Source organism: Streptomyces sp. CA-251247, from assembly GCF_050952975.1.
In the GTDB taxonomy this organism is placed as follows: Bacteria; Actinomycetota; Actinomycetes; order Streptomycetales; family Streptomycetaceae; genus Streptomyces; species Streptomyces achmelvichensis.
Genome location: NZ_CP191861.1, coordinates 8,020,908 through 8,036,856, shown reverse-complemented (window position 1 = coordinate 8,036,856; position 15,949 = coordinate 8,020,908). Strand labels below are relative to the sequence as shown.

General features: G+C 70.0%; 14 protein-coding genes. 12 read left to right on the top strand and 2 right to left on the bottom strand.

Features of this window, described 5'->3' with window-relative positions:
• Positions 1-529: 529 nt before the first annotated feature.
• Both ACQPWZ_RS35950 and ACQPWZ_RS35945 read right to left on the bottom strand, forming a co-directional pair.
• Positions 530-2,293: a hypothetical protein gene (locus ACQPWZ_RS35950; RefSeq protein ID WP_433573634.1), complete on the bottom strand. Its 1,764-nt coding sequence runs from the start codon at positions 2,291-2,293 to the stop codon at positions 530-532.
• A 756-nt stretch (positions 2,294-3,049) separates the two neighbouring features.
• The gene (locus tag ACQPWZ_RS35945; RefSeq protein WP_433573633.1) at positions 3,050-3,280 is read right to left on the bottom strand and encodes a hypothetical protein; all 231 of its coding nucleotides are present in this window, start codon (positions 3,278-3,280) and stop codon (positions 3,050-3,052) included.
• Positions 3,281-3,458: 178 nt separating this feature from the next.
• Here ACQPWZ_RS35945 and ACQPWZ_RS35940 point away from each other — a divergent pair, with 178 nt between their 5' ends.
• The 12 genes from ACQPWZ_RS35940 to ACQPWZ_RS35885 all read left to right on the top strand — a co-directional run bounded on the left by ACQPWZ_RS35940 (position 3,459) and on the right by ACQPWZ_RS35885 (position 15,935).
• Complete coding sequence (locus tag ACQPWZ_RS35940) at positions 3,459-4,529, top strand: lytic murein transglycosylase (protein ID WP_433573632.1); 1,071 nt, start codon at positions 3,459-3,461, stop codon at positions 4,527-4,529.
• 54 nt (positions 4,530-4,583) lie between these two features.
• Positions 4,584-5,633, top strand: coding sequence for an RNA polymerase sigma factor (locus ACQPWZ_RS35935; RefSeq protein ID WP_433573631.1), 1,050 nt, complete (start codon positions 4,584-4,586; stop codon positions 5,631-5,633).
• 193 nt (positions 5,634-5,826) lie between these two features.
• On the top strand, positions 5,827-6,786 hold the full coding sequence (locus ACQPWZ_RS35930) for an ABC transporter ATP-binding protein (RefSeq protein WP_340471010.1): 960 nt from the start codon (positions 5,827-5,829) through the stop codon (positions 6,784-6,786).
• Positions 6,783-7,553 (top strand): MlaE family ABC transporter permease, encoded by a 771-nt coding sequence (locus tag ACQPWZ_RS35925; RefSeq protein ID WP_159685103.1) that lies wholly within the window; start codon positions 6,783-6,785, stop codon positions 7,551-7,553. The genes ACQPWZ_RS35930 and ACQPWZ_RS35925 overlap by 4 nt, the downstream gene beginning before the upstream one ends.
• A gap of 3 nt (positions 7,554-7,556) precedes the next feature.
• On the top strand, positions 7,557-8,375 hold the full coding sequence (locus tag ACQPWZ_RS35920) for an MlaE family ABC transporter permease (protein WP_340471011.1): 819 nt from the start codon (positions 7,557-7,559) through the stop codon (positions 8,373-8,375).
• Positions 8,376-8,381: 6 nt separating this feature from the next.
• Positions 8,382-9,650: an MCE family protein gene (locus ACQPWZ_RS35915; RefSeq protein WP_433573630.1), complete on the top strand. Its 1,269-nt coding sequence runs from the start codon at positions 8,382-8,384 to the stop codon at positions 9,648-9,650.
• Entirely contained in the window at positions 9,647-10,684 is a 1,038-nt protein-coding gene (locus ACQPWZ_RS35910; protein WP_433573629.1) for an MCE family protein, read from the top strand. Before ACQPWZ_RS35915 ends, ACQPWZ_RS35910 begins: the two co-directional genes overlap by 4 nt.
• Positions 10,681-11,682, top strand: coding sequence for an MCE family protein (locus ACQPWZ_RS35905; protein ID WP_433573628.1), 1,002 nt, complete (start codon positions 10,681-10,683; stop codon positions 11,680-11,682). Before ACQPWZ_RS35910 ends, ACQPWZ_RS35905 begins: the two co-directional genes overlap by 4 nt.
• Complete coding sequence (locus ACQPWZ_RS35900; RefSeq protein ID WP_433573627.1) at positions 11,679-12,836, top strand: MCE family protein; 1,158 nt, start codon at positions 11,679-11,681, stop codon at positions 12,834-12,836. Before ACQPWZ_RS35905 ends, ACQPWZ_RS35900 begins: the two co-directional genes overlap by 4 nt.
• Complete coding sequence (locus tag ACQPWZ_RS35895; protein WP_433573626.1) at positions 12,833-14,116, top strand: MCE family protein; 1,284 nt, start codon at positions 12,833-12,835, stop codon at positions 14,114-14,116. Before ACQPWZ_RS35900 ends, ACQPWZ_RS35895 begins: the two co-directional genes overlap by 4 nt.
• On the top strand, positions 14,113-15,384 hold the full coding sequence (locus ACQPWZ_RS35890) for an MCE family protein (RefSeq protein ID WP_433573625.1): 1,272 nt from the start codon (positions 14,113-14,115) through the stop codon (positions 15,382-15,384). Before ACQPWZ_RS35895 ends, ACQPWZ_RS35890 begins: the two co-directional genes overlap by 4 nt.
• Positions 15,381-15,935 carry a hypothetical protein gene (locus tag ACQPWZ_RS35885; RefSeq protein ID WP_433573624.1) on the top strand — a complete coding sequence of 185 codons (555 nt, stop codon included), beginning with the start codon at positions 15,381-15,383 and terminating at the stop codon, positions 15,933-15,935. Before ACQPWZ_RS35890 ends, ACQPWZ_RS35885 begins: the two co-directional genes overlap by 4 nt.
• The last annotated feature ends 14 nt before the right edge of the window (positions 15,936-15,949 follow it).

Sequence of the window (15,949 nt, the reverse complement as noted above, 5' to 3'; positions counted from 1 at the left end):
CGACACCACCTGCGGCGGCACGACCGGACCTCGTTTCCATTTGCGGACATACCGGTAACTGTCGCCTGCACGGGACACGGAAGCGCGTCTAGCGTGGCCCTGACATTCACTGACCGCTACAACCACCCCGTAGAACCCTCAACGAAAGGCCCTGCGAGCTCCGGCGCACCACCGGCCGCGCCACCCGGCACATCACCCGGCCGGCCGCGCCGACGGCGGTAACAGCCGTTCGCCACATTTCTTCGCACACCCGCGCGAACTCAGCCCAGTCATGCGGGAACCACCCGGACACGCGCGCCGTCACCTTCCAACAGCGATGCACTGATACAGATGACCGGGCGTCCCGAGCAATGACTGGCCGCATGGGCCAGCCTTAGGAAGAGCAGATGAACGAAGTCAGCCACAAAGGGTTCCGGCGACGAGCAGGGCCGAGGAAGCCCAGCCGGAGCACTCACCCGGGCCAGCCGGAAGGACGCCCGCCTGCCTGGTCGTCACTGACAGCGATGCCGCCGTGCGATGTCGTGGTCACTCAGTAGGTGCGTGCGGCTGCGAGGGTCAGGCCCGGACGGAGTTGCCCACAGGTCTCGTTGGGGTTCGTCTTGTACTGGCTCAGCAGCTTCGACACTTCTCGGGCAGCCCATGACCTGGTGGCGGCGAGCTTCTGTGGGTCAGATACAGCGTCTGCTCGCACCCAGTCGCCGCCGGTGCCCTCGGGATAGAGGCGGATGTAGCCCGCGGCCTTCAGCCGCGGAACCGTCAGGCCGGGAGTGGTGACCCAGACGCCGTGGGCGTGGATGAAGGTGGGCTGGAGGGTTTTGAGGACGTGGCGCCGCAGGGCGGGCATGTCTCGTTGGGCGTAGGCGTCTGCGATGGTGGGCTCGGTCAGACCCGCGAGGTCGCTGACGGCGAGGTTGCTCGTGAGGAGTGTGCCACCGAGGTCCGGGGCGAGGAGAGTGGCGTTGGTCAGTTTCAGGCGCTGCGCGTACTCGTTGAATACGGCGCCGTAGCGGTAGGCCACGTGGCATACGGGCAGGGTGGGGTGGGCTTGGAACGAGGCGGCGCGTTCCCGCTGGCCACCCCATGCCACGAGCATCGCTGTGCAGACGGTGATCCCGACCACGGTCTTGACGCGCAGCGATCCTCGTTCCACCTGGGCCGTCAGAGCGATGCCGATGGTGAGGGATGCCAGCGCCCACACCGGCGTCGCGAACCGGAACATGCGCATCCAGTCCGGGTTGAGCACACCGAAGGCAGCGAGCGTGAGGGCAAGGGGCACGAGGACACCTGGCAGTGCCGTCCGCACAGGTCCAGAGCGCCCCAGGGCCGCTCCCGTCACCAGAGCGCCGACCAGCACAGCCGTCCACCCCGCGAACGACAGGAGTGAGCCCGTCCCGGAGAACGACTCCCAGGTCGGCGTGTCCTGGGCCTTTGCCAGCGCGGTGTTCGGTACGAGGCGGGCGAAGACGGCATAGCGCAATCCGAGGAAAGCGGCATACGGAACGGCGAAGGCAGCGACGGCACAAGCCGCTGCTCGCGCGGATGCGCACAGCGTCACACGCTGTACCCGCAGCAGCGCCACCACAGGGTAGGCGGCTGCCAGGACCGCCCCGTCCGGACGGGTCACGGCCGCCATCAATGCCAGTAGACCCGTCACCACAGCGGGCCCTGTCGCGGTGAGCTGGTTTTCCAGCAGAGCACGTGCGAGAACGGCGGCGATCAGCGTGGCCAGCAGGGCGTACAGAGGATTCTCCAGACCGGAGAACATCCAGGCCACAAACGACATGTTGCCGGCCAGGATCACGCCGCAGAACAGCACCACGACCCAGGAGTTGGTGACCGACCGCCGCGCTACGCGGGAAATGGCGATCAGGATCCCCAGCGTGCACAGGACACCGAGGCCCTTCGGGTACAGGACCTGATCCGGCACACCGAAATAGGTACGGTGATCGAACAGACTCAAACGCCTGCCCAGAACAAGCAGAGCGAGCCAAGCCGGGTTGGAGTAGCCCTCGACCGGAGGCGACCCGGCCTGCTGCACTGGCCCGAGACCCTCGTCAATGCTGCGGGCGTACGCAAAAGTGATCGCGGCATCGTCGACCACCCAGCGGCCGAGCTGCGAGCCACGCATCGCGATCAGGGCCGTACCCAGCAGGGCGGCTGCCATATCGTAAAACGAGCGGTGCAGGAAGCCGGTGCCTCTCGCAGACCACGACCACGCGACCTTCTGCTCGGCAGGATGGACTGTGCGGACACTGAACTGAGGCACGGCACACCCATCGCTCAATCCGGGCATATGGGAGAACAACGGCCGACCGCGCCTGTCGGTTACGCCGGGCACCGCATTAGGGCGAGCCGAGCCAATGCGAGAACTCGGTCACCTCACCACAACACCAGAACCTGGGGCGCGTGCGGATGACGACGAACACCTACCGATCGAGACCGCCACAGCCGCCTATCGCCCACAAGCGGGAAACGCGCAGCGCACCACGTCACCCAGGGCGGCGACTGCGCGTACTGCATCGGCATCGACCGCTCAATGGCCGGCCTCAGCAAACGCCACCGCGGCTCGCGGTGGCTGGACGGCGCGTAGAGCGGGCGGCGCGGCGGTGTCGGGCTCTCGCTCATGCCATGAGTAGCGGCGGGTCGCGACCGAAGTTGCTGCGCGGCAGTGCGTCCGCGCCATGGCCTTCAGGCCGACGGCGTGCATCCGTCCTGACATTGAGGTCCGCACGAGCACGCCCTTCCACCTCGAGCTGAGCGAGCTCGTTCAACCGCGCCATCTTGGTGTCCATCGAATCCGGGCGAAATCGATCGGGTCGGTGAGGAATACGAACTGCTCCTTGGGCGGTGAGGCCGGCCGGACGGCCGAGGGAGCATGAGCCGGGCAGGGGGCCAGCCGGGCAAGCAGGCTGCATCGCGTCGTGAGCCCAGGTCCTGTTACCGGCCGGGGATGCGCGGGGCAGTGGCCGCCCGAGTGTCGAGGCGGGCAAGGAAACGGGCCAAATGAGGGGCGAGCGCCTGGTCCAGCGCCGTAGATCCCGGCCCTCCATCACGCTGCCCCGGAGAGACGCCCAGGGCGCGCCGTCTCCAGCGCCGCGCGCAGCAACGCGTCGACGGCGCCGAGCACCTGCTCCGCGCCGCCCTCCGCGGTGTTGCCGAACGGTCCGACGTCCACCGAGTCCGGATCCGCGCGCTGCACGACCCAGCGCGCCGCCACGGTGTGCGGTGGCGGCTCGTCCAGATCGAACGGCTCCGTCGTGAATTCCACGCTCCGTCGCACCGTGCCTCCGTGTCAGGGCCTGCCCGTTGGGCCTCGACCCGCTCCCCCTCCACCGGCGCTGGCCGAGAACACGCATCGCGGCGCGACGGACCGGCGGCGGTCCCGCGTAGAGCAGACGACGACAGCCACGCCGGCCCCGATTGCGTCCGGACCGGCGCCACAGGGAGGGGTCTGCATGATGACAGGACGCGTAGGCAGAGGTGTCAGGGCGACGGCGGCCGCCGCCACGGCGGTCGCGGCGCTCACCACCTCGCAAGGGCCCGGTACCGCCGTCCCGGCCGGGCAGCGGCAGCCGCTGCCTACGGGAGGGACCGTCTCCGGCGACAGCGCATACCGCACCGAGCTGCCGCCGCTGCGTACACCCGGGTCAGCGGACGTCCGGACGCCGGGGGTCCTTGCCGCCCCGGCGGCCGGGGCGCTCCCGGCGACGGTCTTCGCCGCCTACCGGGCCGCCGAGGCCTCGCTCGCGCGCAGCGCTCCGGGCTGCGGCCTGCGGCTGCAACTGCTCGCCGCGATCGGCCAGGTGGAGTCCGGGCAGGCGCGCGGCGGACGTGTCTTTCCCGACGGCACTGGGCTCTCGCCGATCCTCGGCCCGCGGCTGGACGGGAACGGCTTCGCGCTCATCAAGGACAGCGACGGCGGGGCGTACGACGGGGACTCGGTGTACGACCGTGCCGTTGGGCCCATGCAGTTCATCCCCTCCACCTGGGCGCACTGGGGCGTCGACGGCAACGGCGACGGCCGTGCCGACCCGGGGAACATCTTCGACGCGGCGCTCGCGGCCGGGCGGTACCTGTGTGCCGGAGGGCGGGACCTGTCGGAGCGGGCGGGCCTGGAGCGCGCCGTCCTCGGCTACAACCACTCCGTTGCGTACCTGCGGACGGTGCTGGCCTGGTACACGTACTACCTCGGCGGCCACCGGGTGGTGCCGGACGACCGCGGCCCGTCCGCCGGGCCCGCCCGGCCCGTCCCGGCCGCTCCGGAGCCGCGGCGCACCGGCGGGCCGCGCCCTGCGGCGGCCCCGTCGCCCACCAAGGCACCAGCCGCCACCCGCCCGACCGCCCCTTCCGCGCGCCCGCGCGCCACCGCACCGGCCGACGGTCATGAACCGGCGCAGCCGTTGCTGCCGCTCCCGGACGTGCTGCCGCCCGGCGACGGGCTGCTGCCGGGCGGGTCCAGCGGATTGGCCAGCAACGGAACAAACTCGATGGCCGCAGGCCCCTCCACAATTCCGGATACCGGGCGGTAATGTCGCCTCCCGCCGGGCCGGGACGCGACCGGCGGTGTGAGCGAAGGGGCCCTCATGGCTACAGACGTGCAGCCTGCCCAGCCCGACGGACCGGGCCGGGAGTCCGACGAACGCTGGCAGCGTGCCTGGAGCCACCGTGAGGACCTGCTCAAAGTTGCCCGCCGCCGGTCGATGAGCGCCGAGGACGCCGAGGACGCCGTGCACGAGGCGATGCTGCGTGCCGCGGAGCACCCGGACCTCGACGACGAACGGCTGGGCGCCTGGCTGACGACGGTGACCATGCGGCTGTGCGTGGACCGCCACCGCCAAATCCACCGAGAGGCGCAGGTACACAACAGCCCGAGGCTGCACGCCCCGGGCCCGGTCCCCGTCGAGGAAGCGGTCTGCGACCGGGCGGAGGCGAACTGGCTCGCGGTACGCAGCTCGGAACTGCCGGCCCGGCAGGCCGAGGCCCTGTGGCTGAAGGCGGAGGACCTGGACGTCGGGCAGGTCGCCACGAAGATGGGCCTGAGCTACCGCACCGTCGAGTCCCTGCTGGCACGCGCCCGCCGCACCCTGCGCCACTCCTTGGCGGCGACGCTCGGGCTGGTGCTGTGGTTGTGCGGCCGGGGCAGGCCCGCCAGTGGGGGCAACGCCCAGGCGGTGGCGCTCGCCTCGACGGCGGTGACGCTCGCGGTCGCCGCCCTGGTCCTGCCGTACGTCCATGACGGCGACGCCCCCCGGCCGAGCCCCGTGCGGCCGGCGGTGACGGAGGCGGCCGGGTCCGGGGCGCCGGAACCCGGCCGTACGGCTGCGCCGGGGAATGCCGCCTCGTCGGCCGCCCCGACCCAGGGGGCAACGGGCAGTGCCCGCCCGGCGGGCGAGCGGGGACTGCCGCTGCCGGAAGTGCCCGGCGTGCCGCTGCCGGCGCTGCCCCTGTCGTCGCCGGTGTCGGGGCTGCCGGTGCTGGAGTCGGCGGAGGATCTGGCGTCTTCGCTGCCACCGGTTCCTAGGGTGCCGGTGGTAGCGAAGACGCTGCCGGTTCCGACCGTGCCGATCCCCTCGGCGTCGGTCCCGACCGTGCCGTCCCCGCCGGCGGTGCCGCCTCTCCCGACGCATCCGTAACCACTGCGCGGGCGCCTCCCCTACCCGCCCCTCCGACACGGCGGCAGTGGGGGGACCCACTTGCCGAACCGGTTCCGCCACCGCCGAAACCCCCACGAAACTCCGCCGAAAAAACTTCGCCTCGCCGCGACGGACGCCCCTCCCCTCCCCGTAGAGCAGTTGTCGGACCGCTTACGGCTGAAGGGTGTACGGGATGGGTGTCGAGATCTGCGTGGAAGGGCTCACCAAGTCCTTCGGGCGCCAGGTCATCTGGCAGGACGTCTCCCTGACGCTGCCCGCCGGGGAGGTCTCCGTCATGCTGGGGCCCTCCGGGACCGGCAAGTCCGTGTTCCTGAAGACGCTCGTGGGACTGCTGCGGCCGGAGCGCGGGTCGATCCGAATCGCCGGGCAGGACATCACCACGCTGCGCGAGCACGAGCTCTACGAGGTCCGCAAGCTGTTCGGTGTGCTGTTCCAGGACGGCGCGCTGTTCGGTTCGATGAACCTCTACGACAACATCGCCTTCCCGCTGCGCGAGCACACCCGCAAGCCGGAGGGCGAGATCCGCCGGATCGTTCTCGAGAAGATGGACATGGTCGGTCTGATCGGCGCCGAGGACAAACTGCCCGGCGAGATATCCGGCGGCATGCGCAAGCGGGCGGGACTGGCACGGGCCCTGGTGCTCGACCCGGAGATCATCCTGTTCGACGAGCCAGACTCGGGCCTCGATCCGGTGCGCGTGGCATATCTCAACCAGCTGATCGTCGATCTCAACGCGCAGATCGACGCCACGTTCCTCATCGTCACCCACGACATCGCCTCCGCCCGCCAGGTCCCGGACAACATCGGGCTGCTGTTCCGCCGCGAGCTGGTGATGTTCGGCCCCCGGGAGCGGCTGCTGACCAGCGAGGAGCCCGTGGTACGGCAGTTCCTCAACGGGCGGATGCAGGGGCCGATCGGCATGGCGGAGGAGAAGGACGCCGCCCAGGTCGAGCAGGAACTCGCGCAGCTCGGTGAGGCCGCTGACGCCGCCGTGCCGGGCGTACTCGAGCTGACGCCGCGGCTGCTGCCGACCGAAGGCATCGAACGGCCGCCCCGCTGGACGGAGATCGCGGACCGTGAGGCACTGCGGCAGGTGCGGGCGTCGGTGCGCGGAGGGGTGGGTGACGCATGAGTCTGTCACCCGTCGGGGCGCTGCGGCAGTCGGGCAGCCTGTTCGCCATGGGGCTGGACGTGCTGCGCACGATCCCCAAGCGGCCGTTCCAGGTCAGGGAGTTCATCCAGCAGGCGTGGTTCGTCGCCAGTGTGACGATCCTGCCGACTGCGCTGGTGTCGATCCCGTTCGGAGCGGTGATCGCGTTGCAGATCGGCTCTCTGACGAGGCAACTGGGCGCGCAGTCGTTCTCCGGTGCGGCGTCGGTCCTCGCCGTGCTGCGAGAGGCGTCGCCGATCGTGACCGCGCTGCTGATCGCGGGCGCGGGCGGCACGGCGATCTGCGCGGATCTCGGCGCGCGGAAGATCCGCGAGGAGATCGATGCGATGCAGGTGCTGGGCATCGACCCCATCCACCGGCTGGTCGTGCCGCGGGTGCTGGCCACGATGCTGGTAGCAGTGCTGCTCAACGGCCTCGTCTCGGTGGTCGGGGTGGCCGGCGGCTACTTCTTCAACGTGGTGCTGCAGAACGGCACCCCGGGCGCCTATCTCGCCTCGTTCACCACGCTCGCCCAGCTCTCCGACCTGTGGGCGGCCGAACTCAAGGCCCTGGTGTTCGGGGCGATCGCGGCGATCGTCGCCTCGTACAAGGGGCTGACCGCGAAGGGAGGCCCGAAGGGGGTCGGCGACGCGGTGAACCAGTCGGTGGTCATCACCTTCATGTTGCTGTTCGTGACGAACTTCGTGATGACCGCCGTGTACTTCCAGATCGTTCCGCAGAGGGGCTGAGCGATGCCGCTGATGAATCGTCTGCTGCCGCCGCAGCTCGAGGAGCTGGGCAGGCAGTTGGTCTTCTACGGCCGTTCGCTGGCCTGGACCGGCCGGACGCTGCGCCGCTACAAGAAGGAGACCCTGCGGCTGCTCGCGGAGGTGAGCTTCGGGCGCGGCGCGCTCGCCGTCGTCGGCGGGACCGTCGGGGTGATCGCGTTCCTGTCGTTCTTCACCGGTACCGAGGTCGGCCTCCAGGGCTACGCGGCGCTCAACCAGCTCGGCACGTCGAACTTCGTGGCGTTCCTGTCCGCGTACTTCAACACCCGGGAGATCGCGCCGCTGGTGGCGGGTCTGGCGCTGTCCGCGACGGTCGGCGCCGGGTTCACCGCGCAGCTGGGCGCGATGCGGATCAGCGAGGAGACCGACGCGCTGGAGGTCATGGGCGTCCCGTCGCTGCCGTTCCTGGTGACGACACGGATGATCGCCGGCTTCGTCGCGGTGATCCCGCTGTACGTGGTGGGGCTGCTGTCCTCGTACTTCGCGGCCCGCACGATCACCACCGGCTACTACGGGCAGTCGGCCGGCACCTACGACCACTACTTCCAGCAGTACCTGCCGCCGGTCGACGTCCTGTGGTCGTTCGGCAAGGTGATCGTCTTCGCCGTCGTGATCATCCTGGTGCACTGCTACTACGGCTACTACGCGAGCGGCGGCCCGGCCGGCGTCGGGGTCGCCGTGGGCCGCGCGGTGCGCACCTCGATCGTGGCGATCAACATTCTCGACTTCTTCCTCAGCCTGGCGATCTGGGGCGCCAACACGACCGTACGGATAGCGGGGTAGGGGCCGATGAACACGAAGGGAAGCGCCGCGGCGAACACCAGCCGGCTGCGGCTGTACGGGCTGGTGTTCCTCGCCGTCATCGCGCTGCTGCTGTCGTTGTCGGTGACCGTGTACCAGCAGGTGTTCACCTCGGTCGTACGCGTCACGCTCGAGGCGGACACCCTGGGCAACCAACTCGACCCGCGGGCCGACGTCAAACTGCGCGGACTGCTCGTCGGCGAGGTGCGCGAGGTGCGGGCCGACGGGGAGAAGGCCACGCTCGACATCGCGCTGAAGCCGGAGCATGTGTCGCGCATCCCGGCCGATGTGCACGCCCGGCTGCTGCCGAAGACGCTGTTCGGCGAGAAGTTCGTCGACCTCGTGGTACCCGGCGGCTCCTCGGGCCGGCACATCCGGGCCGGGGACGTCATCACCCAGGACCGCACCCGGGCAGGCATCGAGGTGCAGCATCTGATGAACGACCTGCTGCCGCTGCTGCGCACGGTGCGGCCCGCCGATCTCAACGCCACGCTGCACGCGTTCTCCACCGCGCTGGAGGGCCGTGGCGACCGCATCGGCGGCAACCTCGTACGGCTGGAGCGCTATCTGCGTGAGCTCAACCCCCATATGCCCTCCCTTCAGGAGGACATCTCCCGCTTCGCCGATGTCGCAGAGGTCTACGGCGACGCGGCACCGGACCTGATGAACATCCTGCACGACTCGGTCACCACGAGCCGCACCATCGTGGAAAAGCGCGAGCAGCTGGCCGCTGGCCTGACGGGAACGGCGAAGGCCGCCGGCACGGCGGAGAGGTTCTTCGACGACAACGGCGAGCGGCTGATCACCCTGGGCCGTGTCTCCCGCCCGACCCTCGACCTGTTCACCCGCTACTCGCCCGAGTACCCGTGTCTGCTGGAAGGCCTCGAGCGCCAGAGCAGGGAGTCCGAGAAGGCGTTCGCGGGCGGCGAGATGCGCATCACCCTCGAATTCGTCCACCCGCGACCCGCGTACCGACCCGGTGAGGAACCGCGCTATGCCGAGCGCTCCGGCCCGAACTGCAGAGGCATCCCCGGCCCTTCCGTACCGGCGGGACACACCAAGCTCGACGACGGTACGAAGGACGTCGTTGCCGGCGGCCCGCCCGGAGCCGGCCCGGTCTCTGCGACGGCGGCCGAGCAGCGGGCCGTGGGGTCGCTGGTCGCGCCGGTCCTCGGGGTGCCCGCCGACCGGGTTCCCGCGGTGGCGACGCTGCTGTTCGGGCCCATGGCACGCGGGACGGCGGTGAGTGTGGCATGAAGGCATCAGGGGCCACCGCGACCGCGGCACCGCTGGTGAAGTTCCTTCTCTTCGCCGTGGTGACGATCCTGGCGACGACGCTGCTCGCGGCGACGATCGTCAACATCTCCTTCGCCCCGGAGCACACCTACCGAGCGGTGTTCAGCGATGTCACGAGCCTGGAGGAGGGTGACGACATCCGCGTCGCGGGAGTGCGCGTCGGCGAGGTCGAAGCCATCCGTATCAAGGACCGCACGCTGGCCGAGGTGACGTTCACCGTCACCCGCGACCGGCCGCTGCTGACCAGCACCGGAGCGGTCATCCGCTACCGGAGCCTGGTCGGCCAGCGCTACGTGGCGCTGACCGAGGGCGCGGGCGACGGGACGCGGCTGAAGCCCGGCGCCACGATCCCGCTGGCCCTGACCCAGCCGGCGCTCGACCTGAACGCCCTGCTCGGCGGCTTCAAGCCGCTGTTCGCCGCCCTCAGCCCGAAGGACGTCAACCAGCTCGCCACCGAGATCGTCAAGACGCTGCAGGGCGAGGGCGGAACGGTCAACAGCCTGCTCGCACACACCGCGTCCCTGACCACGACCCTCGCCGACCGGGACGAGCTGATCGGGTCGGTGATCGACAACCTCAACACCACGCTGCAGACCCTCGACAAGCGCGGCGCCCGGTTCTCCGGGCTGCTCAAACAGCTCCAGCGGCTGATCTCCGGCCTGTCGGCCGACCGCAAGCCGATCGGCTCCTCGCTGGAGAACATCGGCGCGCTGACCGAGGCGACTTCCGGTCTGCTCGAGGACGCCCGGCCGCCCCTGAAGGGCGACATCGCGGAGCTGAGGGACCTGACCAGGACTCTGAACGACAACGAGAAGACCGTGGAGGGCGTGCTGAAGCGGCTGCCGAACAAGCTCGACAAGCTGACGGGGACCGCCTCGTACGGTTCCTGGTTCAACTTCTATCTCTGTGACTTCGACGGCCGGATCGTGCTGCCGAAGACCCGAGAGGTGATCACTCCGGAGCTGCACGTGGCACGGGCGAGGTGCGGCGGATGAAGATGCGTCTCCTTCCCCGCACACCCTTCCGTGACCGCAACCCTGTGGTGATCGGCGCTGTCGGCATCACCACGCTCGCGCTGCTGACGACCGCCGCGTTCAACGCGGACAGCCTGCCGGTGATCGGCAACGGCGAGACCTACAGCGCGGCGTTCTCCGAGGCCGGCGGGCTCAAACCGGGCGACGAGGTGCGCATCGCAGGGGTCAAGGTCGGCAAGGTCGACGAGGTCGACCTCGACGGCGACCATGTGAAGGTCACCTTCAAGATCAAGGGCGAGCCGAAGTTCGGCACCAGGACCGGCGCGGCCATCCGGATCAAGACGATCCTGGGCGCGAAGTACCTGGCCCTGCAGCCGAAGGGGTCCGGACAGCTGCGGCCCGGCAGCGAGATCCCGCTGGAGCGCACCACCCCGGCGTACGACGTCGTCCAGGCCTTCAGCGATCTGACGACCACCAGCGAAAAGGTCGACACGGAGCAGTTGGCGAAGGCACTGGACACCCTCTCGGCGACCTTCGAGGACTCGCCGGAGGAGGTACGCGCCTCGATCAAGGGCCTGTCGAAGATCTCGAAGACGGTGGCCTCGCGTGACGAGGACCTTAGGGAGCTGCTGAAGCACGCCAACTCCGTCACCAGGATCCTCTCCGAGCGCTCCGGCGAGTTCACCACCCTGGTCAAGGACGGCGACGCGCTGTTCAAGGAGATCACGCGGCGCCGGGCGGCGATCCACGCGCTGCTCAAGAGCTCGGCCGCACTGGGCATCCAGCTCTCCGGCCTGGTCGAGGACAACGAGCAGGAGATCGGCCCGGCACTGAGAGGGCTGAACCAGGTGGTGCGAATGCTGGAGCGCAACCAGGCGAGCCTCGACCGCAGCGTCGCGCTGCTCGCCCCCTATGTGCGCGTCTTCACCAACACCCTCGGCAACGGCCGCTGGTTCGACAGCTACATCCAGAACCTGGTCGCCGCTCCGGTGGTCCCCCGAAAAGGAGACTCGCGATGAAAGGCCGCATCCGCTTCGATCCAAAGGGCCGTACGGCCCGGCTGACAGCCGCCGCCGTGGTCACGGCGCTGCTGGTCTGCGTCGCGGTCGTGCTGTGGCCGCGCGAGCAACCGGTCCGCGTCACCGCGTACTTCCCGCGCACCGTGGGCATCTACCCGGGCTCCGACGTGCGGGTGCTCGGCGTACGCGTCGGCGAGGTCACGGGGATCGTCCCGGAGGGCGGCCGGGTGCGTGTGGAGCTCGAGTACGAGCCCGGGCGCAAGATCCCCGCCGACGCCCAGGCCGCCATCATCAACTCCTCGGTGGTCAGCGACCGTTACGTACAGATGCTGCCGGTGTACCGGGGCGGGGCCGTGATGCGCGACGGTGCGGTGATCCCTCAAAGCCGCACGGCCGTGCCGGTGGAGCTGGACCGGGTCTTCGACAGTCTGCACACGACGGCCGAGGCGCTCGGTCCGAAGGGCGCCAACAAGGACGGCTCCCTCGCGCGGCTGCTGGGGGTGAGCGCCGCCAACCTCGACGGCCAGGGCGAACAGATGCACCGGACGGTGGAGGACCTGTCCCTCGCGGTCACCACGCTGTCCGACGGCCGGGACGACCTGTTCGGCACCGTGCGCAATCTTCAGGTGTTCAACGCGGCGCTCGCCGCCGACGACAAGAGCGTGCGGTCGTTCAACGACAGTCTCGCCGCGGTCGCCGGCCAACTCGCCGGGGAGCGCAAAGACCTCGCGGCGGCGCTCAAGCATCTGGGGGTGGCGCTCGGCGACGTCTCGAGGTTCGTGAAGAACAACAAGAAGGCGCTGACCGAGGACGTGGAGGGACTCAGCAAGGTCACCCAGGTGCTGGCCACCCAGCGAGCGGCGCTGGCGGAGCTGCTGGAGGTCGCACCCACTGGCCTCTCCAACCTCCAGAACGCCTACAACCCCTCGTCCGGCACCCTCGACACCCGCAACAACCCCGACCAACCGCAGGACCCGGCGGCACTGCTGTGCTCGCTGCTGAGGACCACCGGTGACGCGGGGGGCGAGAACCCCGACTGCACGGAGCTGGAGAAGCTTTTCGACTCGCTGCCCGAGGTCCCGCACGCCGGCGCGGTGCCGGGCACCGGCCAGGTCGACCGGACCCTCGGCGGAATACTGGAGGCACGCGCATGAGCGCACCCCGCAGGCACCGGGCCGTGGCCCTGGCCACCGCCATGGGCTCCGTGCTGCTCACCGGCTGCGACTTCAACGGCCTGTACGACATGGACCTGCCCGGCGGCGCGGCCCCCGACGGCAACGCCTACCACGTGACGGCCGACTTCAGGGACGTTCTCGACCTGGTCCCGCAGTCGGCGGTGAAGGTCAACAACGTCACCGTGGGCGCGGTCGAGAAGGTGGAGCTGGTCGGCTGGCACGCCCGGGTACGCCTGCGCATCGCGGACGACGTGAAGTTGCCCGGCAACGCCATGGCTGAGCTGCGGCAGACCAGCATGCTCGGTGAGAAGTATGTGGCCCTTTCCCCGCCGGTCGGCATCGGGGCCAGTGGGCGGCTCACCGACGGCGCGCGCATCCCGTTGTCGCGCACCGGACGCAACCCGGAGATCGAAGAGGTGCTCTCCGCCCTTTCCGCGCTGCTGAACGGCGGCGGTGTGGCGCAGCTCAAGACGATCACCGTGGAGCTGAACAAGGCGCTGGAGGGCCGGGAGAACCGGGTCAAGGACCTGCTGGGCGAGCTCGACACGTTCATCGGCGGGCTCGACAAGCAGCGCAAGGAGATCGTCCGGGCGCTCAAGGGCATCGACCGGCTGGCGAAGCGGCTGGCCGCGGAGAAGAAGACGATCGCGCAGGCCGTGGACACGGTGCCCGGCGCGCTGAAGGTCCTGGCCGACCAGCGCAGCGATCTGACGGCGATGCTGACCTCGCTCTCCGAGCTAGGGAAGACGGGCACCAAGGTGATCAACACCTCCCGCGCGGACACGGTGGCCAACCTCAAGAGCCTGCAGCCGATCCTGCAACAGCTGAACAAGGCCGGCAGCGATCTCCCCAACTCGCTGGAGATTCTGACGACCTATCCGTTCCCCCGGAACGTGACCGGCGCCATCAAGGGTGACTACGTCAACCTCAAGATCACCGCGGACCTGGACCTCGCGAGCGTCTACGGCAACCTCGCGGAGGAACCGCCCGGGCCTGGTCCTGAGAAGCCCGAGCTGCCGGAGGTTCCCCGCACGCCCGACCTGCCCGACCTGCCGAAGGTGCCTCTGCCGACCGCGCCCCCGGAGATTCCCGGCGCACCGACGCCGGGCGCTCCCCCGCCCCCCGGAAGCGACGGGTTGCTGTGTCCGCCGGTGTGCACCGGCAGCCAGGTGGCTCACAGGGACGGCGACGGACGCCGGCTGCCCGCGGGGATCGACCTGGCACTGGCCGAACTGATGCTGAAGGGGATGCAGCCGTGATCACTCGTACGGTCAGGGCCCAGTTGATCGCCTTCGCCGCCGTCACCGCGGTGGGGTGCTCGTACGTCGGCGCCCGCTACACCGGCCTGATGGACATCCTGCTGGACCGCGGATACACCGTGCGGGCCGACTTCGCCGACTCCGGCGGCATCTTCCAGGGCGCCGAGGTCACCTACCGGGGCGTTCCCGTGGGCCGGGTCGCGGAGCTGCGGCTCGCCGGCACGGACGGCGTCTCCGTCGCGCTGGACATCGAGGACGGGACCCGGATACCGGCGGACACGCTGGCCGTGGTGGCGAACCGTTCCGCGGTCGGCGAGCAGTACGTCGACCTCCAGCCGCGCCGCCCCGGCGGCCCGTTCCTGGACGAGGGCAGCGAGATCCCGCGCGCCGACACCAGGGTTCCACTGCCCACGACGGCGCTCGTCCTCAGCCTGGACCAGCTGGTCAACTCGGTCGCCAAGGACGATCTGCGGGTCACGGTCGACGAACTCGGCAAGGCGTTCGCCGGCACCGGGCCGCATCTGAGCAGGCTGGTGGACTCCGGAAACCTGCTGGTCGAGTCGGCCTCGAAGAACCTGCCGGAGACGACCTCGCTCATCGAGGACTCGCGGGTGGTGCTGAAGACCCAGAGCGACAAGGGGTCGGCGATCAAGTCCTTCTCCCGCGACCTGGCCGCGCTGACCGCAGAGCTGAAGGCACGCGACGGCGATCTGAGGCGGCTGGTCGGCAACACCGCCCCGGCGGCGCAGGAGGTCGACTCGCTGCTCAAGTCCAACGAGACCCATCTGCCGGTGCTGCTGTCCAACCTGATCAGCGGCGGCCAGGTCACCGTGGCGCGCCTGCCCGGTGTGGAACAGGCGCTGGTGACGTTCCCGGTGATCGTCGCCGGCAGCTACACCGTGATCCCCGGCGACGGCACCACCCACTTCGGCATGGTCGTGAACGCCGACGACCCGCCGCCGTGCCGCCAGGGCTACGGCACCCAGCGGCGCGACCCGGCGGACACCTCGCAGCGGCCCGCCAACCGTGAGGCGCGCTGCACCGAACCGCGTGGCAGCGGTACCTCCGTGCGCGGCGCCCAGAACGCGCTGGGCCCCTCGACGTCCGGCGGCGCGCGGCAGGCGGCACACGTCACCCCATACGACCCGGAGACCGGCACCCTCGCCGGGCCGGGAGGCACGCTCCTCGAGATCGGCTCGACGGGCGGAGAACAGAGCACGTTCGGAAAGGACTCGTGGCAATGGCTGCTCGTGGGACGAATGGCATGAGCGCGGGCGGTGTCCTCTCGCGGCGGGTGACTTCGCTGCGGCGGCTCGGCGGCAGGCTCGCCACCGCGGCGGGGCGCGGCAGGGCGACGGCGGTGACGCTGGCCGTGGCGACCATCGCCGTGACGGCGCTCGGCAGCTGGCTGTATCTCCAGGTGTACGACCAGCGGGCGGAGGTCCGCCGGCACCAGGACATCCTGGCCGCCGCCCGCCAGTCCGCACTGAACTTCACATCGCTGGACTACCGGCACTACGACCGGGACAGCGCCAACGTGATGAAGGGCGCGACCGGCGACTTCAAGGAACAGTTCGCCGCGCAGACCGGCGAGTTGACGAAGTTGGTCGCCGCCAACAGGTCCGTCTCGGAGGGCCAGGTGCTCGAGGCGGGGATAGCGCGGGCCGACAAGCGCTCGGCACGGGTGCTGGTCGTCGCCGACAGCAAGGTGACGAACAAGGCCGCGCCGGAAGGGCAGTCCCGTACCTACCGGCTGCAACTCGACCTCGTGCTGGAGAAGGGCCGCTGGCTGACGTCCGATGTCGAGTTCGTCGGCTGACCCGGCGGGCGGCA

Bases quoted from the DNA above. Each gene is read 5' to 3' on its own strand.
- ACQPWZ_RS35920 (WP_340471011.1), top strand. From the start codon at position 7,557: ATGCCGCTGATGAATCGTCTGCTGCCGCCGCAGCTCGAGGAGCTGGGC.
- ACQPWZ_RS35900 (WP_433573627.1), top strand. From the start codon at position 11,679: ATGAAAGGCCGCATCCGCTTCGATCCAAAGGGCCGTACGGCCCGGCTG.
- ACQPWZ_RS35950 (WP_433573634.1), bottom strand. From the start codon at position 2,293: ATGCCCGGATTGAGCGATGGGTGTGCCGTGCCTCAGTTCAGTGTCCGC.
- ACQPWZ_RS35910 (WP_433573629.1), top strand. From the start codon at position 9,647: ATGAAGGCATCAGGGGCCACCGCGACCGCGGCACCGCTGGTGAAGTTC.
- ACQPWZ_RS35915 (WP_433573630.1), top strand. From the start codon at position 8,382: ATGAACACGAAGGGAAGCGCCGCGGCGAACACCAGCCGGCTGCGGCTG.
- ACQPWZ_RS35930 (WP_340471010.1), top strand. From the start codon at position 5,827: ATGGGTGTCGAGATCTGCGTGGAAGGGCTCACCAAGTCCTTCGGGCGC.
- ACQPWZ_RS35935 (WP_433573631.1), top strand. From the start codon at position 4,584: ATGGCTACAGACGTGCAGCCTGCCCAGCCCGACGGACCGGGCCGGGAG.
- ACQPWZ_RS35885 (WP_433573624.1), top strand. From the start codon at position 15,381: ATGAGCGCGGGCGGTGTCCTCTCGCGGCGGGTGACTTCGCTGCGGCGG.
- ACQPWZ_RS35905 (WP_433573628.1), top strand. From the start codon at position 10,681: ATGAAGATGCGTCTCCTTCCCCGCACACCCTTCCGTGACCGCAACCCT.
- ACQPWZ_RS35925 (WP_159685103.1), top strand. From the start codon at position 6,783: ATGAGTCTGTCACCCGTCGGGGCGCTGCGGCAGTCGGGCAGCCTGTTC.
- ACQPWZ_RS35895 (WP_433573626.1), top strand. From the start codon at position 12,833: ATGAGCGCACCCCGCAGGCACCGGGCCGTGGCCCTGGCCACCGCCATG.
- ACQPWZ_RS35940 (WP_433573632.1), top strand. From the start codon at position 3,459: ATGACAGGACGCGTAGGCAGAGGTGTCAGGGCGACGGCGGCCGCCGCC.